Below are 11,476 nucleotides of genomic sequence, written 5' to 3'. Positions count from 1 at the left end.
GACGACGGCGGGACGTACCGTGGGCGGCTGCGGTTCCTAGGACCCGCCCGCGCCGCAGCCGGTGCCGCCGCCGTATTCAAGCCAGCCCGGCAGGGCGGCAGCGAACGAGTCCCGGAGGGCCGGGGTGCTGGTGACGGTCCAGTCAATCCGGCCGCCCACCTCGGCCTCGTCCTTGTCCCATTCGAACCAGTTGAGCATTTTCAGCTGCGGGAACTGCTCACGGGTTTGCGGGCTGAAGACCTGCTCCCACCACGCCTGCTTGATGGCGGTTTCCGGGGCACCGCCGGCACCGGGGTTGTAGAGGGCGGCCGTTCCCGGGATTGCCAGCGGCTTGTTGTGGTTCACGGCGTACTCCGCGTAGAAGTCCGGCAGGGAGCGCTCGTCCCCGTTGGCGCCGTTGTAGTTGCCGGTGAGCTGCCCGGCGAACTTGCCCGCTTCGGGCACCTCGTTCTCGCCCCACGGGTAGGTGGAGCCCCAGTGGAACAGGGACAGGCCCACCCAGTCCACCGCGTCATCGCCCGGGTAGTACGGGGCGTAGGGATCGTCCGCGGTGTTGAGGGCGCCGTCGTTGTTTGTATCCAGGGCGGCGAAGTCCGGCGAGCCCGCTTCAACCCCGTACTGCCGGCCCGGGTAGGCATACCCGCCGGCGTAGGACGGCGCCCACATCATGGCTGAACCCGGCGCCCCGGCGTGGACCGCGTCCGCCACCCGGGTGAAGGCTGCTTTGTATTCGAGCGGCTGCTGCGCCCAGGGGAACCAGAAGCCGTTCATCTCGTGCCCGAAGCGGACAATCACGGGAACACCGGCGGCGTTGATGCCGGCCAGGTCCTGTGCCAGGGCGGCGGCGACCTCCGGGGTGACGGATCCGAGGTCCTGTTTCGGTTCGAGGGTGAGCAGCAGGATCCGCCCGTCAGCCCGGACCTTCGCGGCGGTGTCTTTGAGCCGGTCCCGGTCCTGGTCGCCGTAGGGAAAGTCGACGTAGGACACGGCCACGGCCGGTTTGTGGCCAAGTTCCGCCGCGTAGGTGGCCAGCGGCTTGGTGTCCAGGTCCGAGTTGATGCCGAAGAGGACGCCCGACGCCGGCGCCAGGGCTTTCCCGTCCGTCACCGGGCAGGAGGGAAGGTCCGCCGGGACGGCGGAGGTTGCCGGCGTTTCCCCGGCGGGGCGGTCCCGGTTGGCCAGCCCGCTGGAGATGCCCGCCACGCCGATGCCTGCGGCGGCCAGCACCGCCGCCACGGGGAGCGCCCAGTCCCTGGCACGGCTGAAAAACAACCGACTCCTGGTGCTTTCCTGCTCGGTAGACGAATGGTCGGACATGGTGGAACTCCCTGCTGGCCTGCGGTTTTGTTCCATCCTACGGTCAGCGCCGGGAAAGGCTGAGGCTGCCTACCGCTCCCCCGCGGCCCGGAGTTCAGATGCCAGGAAATCCAGCGCAGCCTTGCCTTCGGGCAGCCCGGCCGTGTGGTTCAGGTGCCCGTGCACGCCGCCTTCGGCGAGGAAGTAGTTGACGGGGACTTTGGCCTGTTCCAGGCTGGCGGCGAAGAGCTCGGCCGATCCCCGGGCGTCGTCGTACTCGCAGGCAAGAAGGGCCGTTGGCGGGAGCCCTGCCGGGTCCGCATACCCGGGCATCGCGTAGGACGGCGCCATGCTGACCGGGCCGCCCACGTAGTTCTCCGCTGTCCGGATGCAGTCCTCCAGGGTGAAGCGCAGGTGCCGGGGCAGGCCTGCCATGACCTCGCCGTCCAACCCGGCTGCGGGCGGTGGGAGTTCGGCGTGCAGGAAGGGATAGGCCAGCAGGAGCTTGGCGGGCAGCGGCTTGCCGGCATCAATCAGGTACAGCGCGGCCCCCACGGCCAGGTTGCCGCCCGCGCCGGCACCGCCCAGGCACAGCAGGTCCGGATCCAGGCCCAGCGAGGTGGCGTTCTTCCTGGCCCAGAACCAGCCGGCCAGGGCATCGTCATGCGGGATGGGGTAGGACACGCCGTCGCGCGCCAGCCGGTAGTCCACAGACAGCACCGGAGTGCCCAAACCGGCCAGTACGCGCGCCAGGTAGTCCGATTCGGGAATGTCCACGCTGCCGCTGACGAAGCCGCCGCCGTGCAGCCACACCAGGGCCGGGGTGTCCGCCCCGGGGGCTTCACCGTAGATCCGGATGGCCACGGGGCCGTGCCGCCCCTCGGCGGTCACCGTGCGGATGGGAACGTCGGGGCCAGACGACCGCTCGGCGTCGGGGTTCAGGAACCTGGGGCCTTCCGGCGAGGCAAGGTATTCGGCAAACCCGGCGGCCGGGGCTCCGGGTACCTGCCGGGCTGCCTGCTGGGCTGTTTCGCGTGGCGTCATGGTGTTCCAAGCTTCCCGGAGAGGTAGCCGACGGCGAGGGCCAGGATGGAGTCCATCTGGTCCTCGGCGCCGAAGAAGCAGTGATCGCCGCCTTTAACGGTGACCACCTCGTATTCCACGCCGGCCTCCGCGAGCGCGGCAGCCAGCAGGTCGGTCTGGGAATGCGGAACCAGCCCATCGCTGTCGCCGTGGACCAGCAGGAAAGGCGCGGCATCTTCGGTCACGTAGCTGACGGGGCTGGCCGCCGCCAGCAGGTCCGGGGCGTCCGAGCCGCCCACCAGCATGTATTCCGGCTGCAGCGTCATGCCGGGCGGGACCGCTGCCGTAAGCGCGGGCGGGAACAGGTCCTCCGGGCTATGCATGGGCGGGATGTCCGCCAGGGAGGACACGCCGTAGAAGTCGACGACGGCGCTGACGCCCGCGGAGTGCCCCTGCGCGCCGAGGCCGCCATCCAGGTCCGGGCGGTTGCCGGTGAGCCCCAGCAGCGCCACCAGGTGTCCGCCGGCCGACTCGCCCCAGGCGCCGAACCTGTCCGGATCGATGTTCAGCTCCGCGGCAAATTCGCGGAGGTAGCGCAGGGCGGCCTTGAGGTCATGGAGCTGGGCCGGAAACGGCGCTTCCAGCGAGTGCCGGTAGTCCGCGGTGGCGCAGGCGATCCCGGCCTCGTTCAGCAGCCTGAAGACCGAATCCGGCGCGAACGTGGGCGGCAGTTCACGCCGGTCCCCCAGCTGGAACGCGCCGCCGTGTACCCACAGCACCAGCGGCGTAGGGCCGGATGCCTGCCGCGGCAGCCAGATGTCCATCTTCAGGGGACGGAACCCGATGGCGCGGGCATATGTGACTTCGCGGTGCACGCACGAGGCGTCCGAGGCGGCCTCCGGGGTGCCGGGTGCGTCGTACACGGGGAACGGCGGGACATCCCGCCCTCCAGGGCGGGAAACATCAGGGCGGGAAACATCGGGACGCGAAACGTCAGGGCGGGAAGGGTCAAGTACGTCTGCAGCGCGGTCCACTGTCATAGTGTGCTCCTCATCAGCTCGGGGTGTGCGGTGTCCCCGCCGGTGGCGGCGGAGAAAACATGGTGTCCGGGGCCCACGACGGCGGCCGGCTGGCCGGGCAGCAGTATCTCGGCGGTGGTGCCGGAGGGGATGTCCGCGGTGAGCGTCAGCACGCCGTCGGCCGTCATTTCGTCAGGCCCCAAAGCATCCGTCGACAGGGTCCAGGCGACGGTGATCGGGCCGTGCGGCCCCTGGTGGGAGGTGGCGGCGGAGGTGAGGCCGGCGCCGGGGCGCGGTTCGATGATGATCCTGTTCCAGCCGGCGCTGCCGGGCGCCTGCCGGAGCCCGGCCGTGTAGCGGTGCAGGAAGGAGACCACGGCGCCCTTGCTGTAGTGGTTCAGCGACTGGTGCGGCGCGCCGCCGGCGTCTAGGCCATTCCACAGTTCCCAGACCGTGGTGGCGCCGCGGTCCACCATGGCCAGCCAGGACGGCTCGGAGTCCTGCATCAGCAGTTCATAGGCAAGGCCCAGGTGGCCGTGGTCGGCCAGGACCGGGAGCAGGTAGGGGGTGGCCAGGAAGCCGGTGCCCAGGTGGGTGCCGGCGTCGCGGATCAGTTCCACCAGCTGCGTGGTGACCGCGGCGCGGTGCTCCGTGCCGGCCAGCTGGAACGCCAGGGCCCGGACGCAGTTGGCCTGGCTGGCCACGGTGACCCGGCCGGACTCGTCGAGGTATTCCGTTGCCCAGGCGTCCCTGATGGCGTCCGAGAGTCTAGCGAGGTCAGCGGCTTCGGCCGCCAACCCCAGGGCCCGGGCGATGCGGGCCATCAGGTCCGTGGTGTGCCGGTAGTAGGCGGTGGCCACGATGCCGTTGTCCGCGGTGCGGGAGGCGAACAGGTCCGGCCCGGGGCCGTCCGGTTCCATCCATTCACCGAAGTGGAAGCCGGTGTCCCACAGGTACTTTTCGTGATCGGCCGGGACAGGCGCCTGCGTTGCGCGGGCTGCATGCCGCCGGGTTTCCGCCGTGGTGCGGACAAAGCCCAGCCACCGGTTCATGGCGTCCCAGTTTTCGGCGAGGATCGAGGCGTCCCCGGTGGCCAGGTAGGCCTCCCAGGGCACCATGACGATCGCGTCACCCCAGCCGGAGGAGCCGTTCGTGAAGCCCATGAACTCCGCCGAGGTGATGGCGGGGCCGGGCGACGGCGAGATGTTGGCGATGACGCCGTTGTCCCACTGGTCGGCGCGGACGTCGCGGAGCCACTTGCGGGTGAAGCCGGTGACGTCGTACAGGTACGCGGCGGTGGGGACGAACAGCTGCCAGTCGCCGGTCCAGCCGGCCTTCTCACGCTGCGGGCAGTCGGTGGGGACCTCGCAGGAGTTGCCCAGGAAGCTCCACTCCACAATCCCGTGGAGCTTGTTCAGCCGTTCGTCGCTGCAGTGGAAGGTGCCGATGCGTTCCAGGTCGGTCCGGACCAGGCAGGCAGTGACGTCTCGCGGGCGGAGGTCCGTGGCGAGGCCCCGGACCGAAACGAACTGGAAGCCGTGCGAGGTGTGCCGGGGCTCGAAGACTTCGCCGGGAGCGCCGGAAGCGGTGACGGTGTCCACCTGCCCGGCGTCCAGGAAAGCTCCGGGAACGCGGAAGTCGTGTGGCCGCAGATGGTCCCGGGTGACGTCGCCGTCCCGGCCGAGGGCTTCACCGTATTCGAGGGTGACGGTTTCGCCCGGCCCGCCAAGTGCCGCTAGGCGGACCCACCCGTGGATATTCTGGCCGAAGTCCACCACCTGGTGTCCGTTGCGCAGCCGCGTGATGGACACCGGCGCCAGCTCCTCCGTCACCCTCGTGGGCGGGGCGAGGGGACCGGTGAGCGCGCCGAAGCTGCCGGGACGGACGACGGCGGCCCGCACCCCGGGTGCCTTGCCTGCGGACGGCGCGCTCCCGGTGTCGTACGCCCGGAAATCAACCCGCTGCCCCGCCATGAGGTCCGCGCTGATGACCTCCGTGGCGGACACTAGCCACGACGGATCGGTGCCGATGACCTGCCGCCCGGCCTCGGACTCCAGCTCAAGCTGGGCAAGGAACGCGGTGTGCGTGCCGTACATGTCGGCGTCGCGCGTGTACCCGAAGGTGCCGCGGTACCAGCCGTCGGTGAGGACAGCCCGGATGGTGTTGAGCCCGGCGGTGAGCAGGGCGGTGACGTCATAGGCCTGGACCTGGAGCGTGGTGTTGTAGCTGGTGGAGCCCGGAGTGAGCTGCTGGTCGCCCACGCGTTGGCCGTTAATAAAGAGTTCGTAGATGCCGTGCGCGGTGGCGTAGGCGCGGGCCTTGTCCGGTGCCGCCGGCAGCGTGAAGGTCCTGGTGAGAGCGTATCCCGGGCGCTCGCCGGGTGGGCTGACCGCCTCCTCGCCGGGGCTGATCCACTGCCCCGTCCAGTCCGAGGGGTGCAGGAGGCCCAGCTCCACGGGCATGGACTCGGACCAATCGCTGGCTGTTTCCGTGCCGTCGGAATCGACGTTCCAGGTGCGCACCCGCCAGTCGAACCGGCTGCGGGAATCCAGTGCAGGGCCGCCGTAGGCGATGCCGCCGGACTCCGCGGACGCGATCCGTCCGGTGTCCCAGCCGTTGTCCGCCATGATCCGGTACGCGGTTTGACCGGCGGTTGCCGCGGGCGGCGTCCAGCTGAGGCGGGGTTCGCGGACGGCCAGGCCCATGGCTTCGCGCAGGTGTTCGGCCCGGAGCCGGGCGGGGGCGGTCATGCGGCAGGACTCCTGGAGGTGGCGGTGCTGGGAATTCAAGCTTCGCTGGCTGTGCCGTGCCCGCACAGGCGGCTTTCAATGGTTGGAATAGTATTGTGGTTCAGCTCACGGTGCCGCTGTGGGCCGTCAGCTCTGCCAACGGCGCTAGGAACCACTGCCATGACACTGTCCCCGGACACAGAAACGCACACGGGTACCCCCAACACTGCCGCCCCTGCCCGCGGCAAACGGCCCAAGCAGGGCGAACCCGTCATCGACCGGGCGCTGAGCCTGCTGGCCGTCTTCTCGGACCGCCGCCGGGCGCTGACCCTTTCGGAGCTCGCCCGCCACGCGGACATGCCAGCGCCCACCGCGCTGCGCCTGATCTCCCGGCTGGTGGCCTGGGGTGCCTTGGAAAGGCTCGACGACGGCCGGTACGTCGTGGGCGTCAGGCTCTGGGAGGTGGCATCCCTGTCACCGCGCGGCCACGGCGTGCGCGAAATCGCGCTGCCGTACCTTGAGGACCTCTTTGAGGTGACCCGCCACCACGTCCTGCTGGCCGTTCGGGACAACGAGCAGGCGGTGCTGATCGAGCGGCTCTCGTCCAAGGACGCCACGGAGGTGGCGTACCGCGTGGGCGGCCGGGCTCCGCTACGGTCCACGGCCGTAGGGCTGGTGCTGCTGGCAGGTGCGGACCAGCAGTTTCAGGAAACAATCATGGCCAAACCCCCGGAAAAGGAACCTGGGGTGGCGGAGATGCCCGAGGGGCAGCTGCGGCGGACCCTCTCCGACGTGCGCCGCACCGGGATTGCGATGATCCGGCGCAGCCACCCGTCGATGACGGTGTCCGTGGCGTCGCCGGTCTTCGATGCGCAGGGTTCGGTGGTGGCGGCCCTGTCCATCGTGGTTCCGGACGGCTCCACGCCACCGAACGTGCTGGCGCCGGCGGTCCGCGCCGCCGCCCGCGCCGTGTCCAGGAACCTGGGGCACCAGGCCGCTGTCAGCGCGGACGTCAGGACCCACTCGCGGGGGTAGCCGCCTAACCTGGGGTGGCCGGGGCGTTCCGTGAAAACGCGCGGGCCGCCCGGGAACCGGCGGCGGCACTGGCCCCGATGGTGATGAGGGCGCCCAGGATCAATGCCGAGGCTTCACCTGGCTCCAGCAGGTCCAGCTGCGTGCCGATGGCTGCGGCAGCAACCGGCACGCCCAGCTGGGAAGCCGAGAGCACCGCCAGGGGCAGCGGCTGGCCCAGCAGGCGCAGGCTGCCATGGACCAGCAGGGTTCCTGCTCCAAGGCAAAGCCCCAGGAGCACCATGCCGGGGGTGCCGGCGAGGGCGCGGAGGTCCAGCGATGCGCCCAGCCAGACGAAGAACACGGGCCCCAGGAAGCCGTCGCTCACCGCGAAGAGCTGGTGCGCCAGCCGCCGGGGTTCACCCACGGCCGCCACCACCAGCCCGAACGAGAATCCGGCCAGCATCACGGACACGTGCCCTGCCACGGCCAGCCCGGAGAGGGCGAAGAGCAGGGCCAGCTGGATCCGGAGTTCCAGGGCGAACTTCCGGTCCTCTGACACGTCATGCACCCGCCCGCGGGTGCCGCTGAGCTCCAGCCAGCGAAGCACGAAGAACAACGCCACCGAACAGGCGGCGACAGCGGCCGCCCCCACCGCCGCCCGCGCAGCATTCGGCGGGTCCACGGCGAGCGGCAGCGCCACGATGCAGGCGATGTCCGCCACGGCAACCTGCGCAGTGGTGGTGAGGACCTTCGGGCCGGCCAGCCGCAGGGAATCAATGATCGGCAGGACCAGGGCCGCCGACGACGACGCCAGCAGGACGATGTAGAGCGGGGCATGTCCGGTGCCGAAGGCGAAGGCAATGGCGGTTCCCACCCCGGCCGCGAGCGCCGCGGCGACGGCCGCCCGGAGCGCGCCGCCGGCCAGGGCAGGGCGGATGGCCCGGTCCCGGACCGGCACGTGCGTTCCCGCAACGAACATGACGAGGGCGAACCCCACGTCCGCCACGAACGTGAACGTCGGGTCCGAGGAGTCCACCAGGCCCAGGCCGGTGCGTCCGATGGCGATGCCGGCCAGCAGCTGCCCCAGCACCATGGGCAGGTGCCATTTCCGCGGGAACGCCAGCAGGGGTCCCAGGAGCGCGACGGCGGCGATCAGCGAAAGCTGGAAGAACGACACACAGCCCTCCTTCCGCCGGCGAGCCCGGACCCCCATCCGTTCCAGCCTCCGGCGGCCTGGCAGCGTCGGGGACGGATGGTGCGCTCACCATAACCACGCACCTGAAGGCGGTCAACGGCGCAGGTGCCGGGAGCGGCTCAGGAGGCCGAGCGGGTGTCGAACGCGGCCGCCGATTCCCGCAGCAGCCGGGCCACGGTATCCAGCGGGGTGCTGGTGGGCCGGCGGCCGGCGAAACGCCGCAGGACGATGCGCCTGGTTCCCAGCCCGGGGACGTCCAGGACCTCCACGCCGTCCTGGATCACGCCGGCCAGGGCCAGGGTGGGCACGATCGCCACCCCCTCGCCCGCAGCGACGAGCGCGAGTGCCGTCAGCGTCTCCTGGTACTGGTGCACGGTTTCGCTGAAGATTCCGGTCGAGTGGCGGAGCCGTCCCACCACAGCGGCGTTGGCCGCTGACTGTTCGACGCCCAGCCACGGAAGCGGCAGCCGGCCCAGGTCCACGTTCTCGGTGGTGAGCAGCGCGCCGGTGGGGACCACCAGTTTCCACGGTTCGTCCAGGAGCGGCTCCTCGATCATTCCCGCCGCGAGTGTCCGTTGCTCCGCCGTGGTCGAATCCAGCTCCACCACCACGGCATCGAGCTGGCGCTGTCGGAGCAGCCGCATCAGGGCGGGGTAATCGTCCTCCACGATCCGGATCTGCAGCTGGGGGAACTGGTTCCGCCATTCGGGGAGCCTGGGGATCACCACTGTCCGCACGAAGCTGGTGAATCCGCCGATGCGCACCACCCCTTCGATGTTGGCTCCGCTTTCCATCCGCTCCCGGGCCACGGTGAGGGCCCTTTCGATTTCTTCCCCCGCCTCTGCCATGGCCAGGCCGGCGGGCGTCAGCACTGATCCCTTCGGCGTCCGGAGTACCAGCGCCTGGCCCGTTTCGTGTTCCAGTTTGCTCAGCTGCTGGGACACGGCAGAGGGCGTAATCCGGAGCTCATCGGCTGCCGCGAGGACGCCGCCGGTACGGGCAACGGCCAGCAGCACCAGCAGTCGGCGCGGATCAAGATTCATGTTAAGCCGTTCTAAACCTGGTCTTCAGAAGAATGCAATTGAACTACACCTCTTCCGGACCCGACAATTGCCGTTAGGTAACGATTTCAGAAAGGACACCATGGAACTGCTGTGGGAAATTGCCGGCTGGGGCGGCGCCGTCGCCATCCTCAGCGCATACCTGACCGTCTCCATGGGGTGGCTGAAGGCCGGGAAGGCTTTCCAGACCGCGAACCTCGTGGGCGCGTCCGCATTCATCATCAACGGCGCCTTCCACGGTGCGTGGCCGTCCGTTGCCACGAACGTTGCGTGGTGCCTCATTTCCGCCGTGGCGCTTCTTCGCATGCGTGCCGCCGGCGGCTCTGCCGGCAGCGACGCTCCCGCTGTGCAGCTGCCCGGCGTCCCGGACACCACCGGTCAGCTCGCCGTCATCGAGCCGCGCGTCAGTGGGCCGCACCCCATAGAGACGCGCGCGGTTGAAGCCGGTGCTGCCGGGACCTATTACGCCGAGCCGCACACCGCTGAGCCCTACGCTGCCTGCACCGCGCCGGCCGCCGCCCCCGTCCGGCAGGGCGCCGTCGCCATCTAGCAGTGGCCGCCCCGCGCTGAACGGTCAGTCGTCGCCGCGGTAGGACACCCGGCGGACCAGCACCTCACCGTCCACGGCGTAGACGCCGAACGCCCTCCCGGTGAAAGCCTTGGCGGTCTCGAAGGCCCAATGCCGCCCGTCGAGCTCGGCCAGCAGCACCTCGTCCGAGCTCACCCCAGTCCCGGCGGCGCGGGCGGTCAGGCGGATCCTGTCGCCACCCACCGCACCGGCGCTGAAGTCCGACGGCGGTGGGCTGGTGACGATGGCCAGCTCCACGTCCCCGGCCGGAACAGTCACGTCCCAGGTGCGGTCAAAGCCGGCGACGACGGCACGGGCGGTGATCCTGACGCCGTCGCAGTCCTGGCCCTGGCTGGCTTCGATGCCGAACCAGTTGTCCTCGGCGTTCCGCACAGCCACGCCCCCGCTGCCCGCGGCGACGCTGAGCACGGCCCGGAATTCCATGCCGAGGTGGCGCTGGCGCTGGGCGAGGAAACAGGGCCGGGGTGAACCCATGGTGCTTCCGTCGCCGGTGACCAGGAGGCCCTTGGACGTCGGTGCGGTGAATTCGGCGGGCATCCTGCGGACCCCGATCCAGGCAGGGTGGTCCAGGCCTGCACCGTGGGTGAAGTGGTACTCCACCAGTTCCGGCCGGGTCCCGTCCACTTCGGGCAGTTGAGCATGGGGCCAGCCGTCCTTCCACTCCACCCGGGTGATGAAGGCCTCCCGGCCAAGGGGCGAAAACGCCTGGGTGAGCCCTACCGGACGTACGCCCAGCAGGACCATGGCCGTGCCGCCGTCGGGAAGCTCCACCAGGTCTGCGTGCCCGGTGTTCTGGACCGGGGACCCGGTGCCGGCCGCGGTGAGGACGGGATTATGCGGCGCTGACTCGAAGGGCCCGTCCGGGCGGCGTGACCGTGCCACGGTGACGGCGTGGCCCCTGTCCGTGCCGCCCTCCGCAGCGATCAGGTACCACCAGCCGCCGCGCCGGTAGAGGTGCGGCCCTTCCGGTGAATAGAGCCCGCTGCCGGACCACAACGCGCGGGGCTGTTCCAGCGCTTCTCCGGTTGCGAGGTCCACCCGCACCTGCTGGATGGCGTCAGGGTGGCGGGCGAAGGTGACGTAGGCGGTGCCGTCGGCATCCCACGCGAGGTCCGGGTCGATGCCGTCCACAGCCCCGATGGCAGTGCCGTCGCTCCAGGGGCCGGCGGGGTCGGTGGCCGTGAACACCACGCAGCCCCGGCCACCGAGGAAGACGGACACGATCAGGTAGAAGACACCGTCACGGTAGCGGAGGGTGGGGGCCCAGACCCCGCCGGGCGTGGGGACGTTGGTGAGCCGGACCTGCTCCTCGCGGGTGGCCACGTGCCCCACCAGCTCCCAGTCCGCAAGGTCCTCGCTGTGATAAACCGGCAGGCCCGGAAGGTACTCAAAGGATGAGGTGGCCAGGTAATAGCCGTCAGGGGTGCTGACAATGCTGGGGTCAGGGTTGAATCCGGACAGGATGGGGTTGGTGTGCATCCAGCCATCCTGCTGGCTGCGGCCGCCTCAGGGCCGGGCCAGTTTCACCCTTTGGAAGGCATTCTGCCCGG

Annotated in this window: 9 protein-coding genes; 2 read left to right on the top strand and 7 right to left on the bottom strand. The window is 70.1% G+C overall.

The genetic code is table 11. The features are described from left to right. Window positions 1-36: 36 nt before the first annotated feature. The 4 genes from ACHL_RS02165 to ACHL_RS02150 form a co-directional block, all read right to left on the bottom strand. On the bottom strand, window positions 37-1,317 hold the full coding sequence (locus ACHL_RS02165) for a glycoside hydrolase family 26 protein (protein WP_015935664.1): 1,281 nt from the start codon (window positions 1,315-1,317) through the stop codon (window positions 37-39). Between the two features lie 69 nt (window positions 1,318-1,386). Next, window positions 1,387-2,340, bottom strand: a complete 954-nt coding sequence (locus ACHL_RS02160; protein WP_015935663.1) for an alpha/beta hydrolase — start codon at window positions 2,338-2,340, stop codon at window positions 1,387-1,389. Further along, window positions 2,337-3,359 (bottom strand): alpha/beta hydrolase, encoded by a 1,023-nt coding sequence (locus ACHL_RS02155; protein WP_015935662.1) that lies wholly within the window; start codon window positions 3,357-3,359, stop codon window positions 2,337-2,339. Before ACHL_RS02155 ends, ACHL_RS02160 begins: the two co-directional genes overlap by 4 nt. Further along, window positions 3,356-6,088, bottom strand: a complete 2,733-nt coding sequence (locus ACHL_RS02150) for an alpha-L-rhamnosidase (RefSeq protein WP_015935661.1) — start codon at window positions 6,086-6,088, stop codon at window positions 3,356-3,358. The genes ACHL_RS02155 and ACHL_RS02150 overlap by 4 nt, the downstream gene beginning before the upstream one ends. Before the next feature lie 159 nt (window positions 6,089-6,247). Between ACHL_RS02150 and ACHL_RS02145 the strand changes: the two genes are divergently transcribed. Beyond that, window positions 6,248-7,102, top strand: a complete 855-nt coding sequence (locus ACHL_RS02145) for an IclR family transcriptional regulator (protein ID WP_015935660.1) — start codon at window positions 6,248-6,250, stop codon at window positions 7,100-7,102. A gap of 4 nt (window positions 7,103-7,106) precedes the next feature. Here ACHL_RS02145 and ACHL_RS02140 read toward each other — a convergent pair whose 3' ends face one another. Next, window positions 7,107-8,258: a cation:proton antiporter gene (locus ACHL_RS02140; protein ID WP_015935659.1), complete on the bottom strand. Its 1,152-nt coding sequence runs from the start codon at window positions 8,256-8,258 to the stop codon at window positions 7,107-7,109. A 137-nt stretch (window positions 8,259-8,395) separates the two neighbouring features. After that, window positions 8,396-9,319, bottom strand: a complete 924-nt coding sequence (locus ACHL_RS02135; RefSeq protein ID WP_015935658.1) for a LysR family transcriptional regulator — start codon at window positions 9,317-9,319, stop codon at window positions 8,396-8,398. Window positions 9,320-9,419: 100 nt separating this feature from the next. Between ACHL_RS02135 and ACHL_RS02130 the strand changes: the two genes are divergently transcribed. Beyond that, entirely contained in the window at window positions 9,420-9,887 is a 468-nt protein-coding gene (locus ACHL_RS02130; protein ID WP_015935657.1) for a CBU_0592 family membrane protein, read from the top strand. A gap of 24 nt (window positions 9,888-9,911) precedes the next feature. Here ACHL_RS02130 and ACHL_RS02125 read toward each other — a convergent pair whose 3' ends face one another. After that, window positions 9,912-11,405, bottom strand: coding sequence for a glycoside hydrolase family 43 protein (locus ACHL_RS02125; RefSeq protein ID WP_015935656.1), 1,494 nt, complete (start codon window positions 11,403-11,405; stop codon window positions 9,912-9,914). Window positions 11,406-11,476: the final 71 nt, after the last annotated feature.

This window comes from Pseudarthrobacter chlorophenolicus A6 (genome assembly GCF_000022025.1).
In the GTDB taxonomy this organism is placed as follows: Bacteria; Actinomycetota; Actinomycetes; order Actinomycetales; family Micrococcaceae; genus Arthrobacter; species Arthrobacter chlorophenolicus.
Note: the sequence above shows the minus strand (reverse complement) of the source record. Positions and strands in the feature narration are given on the sequence as shown.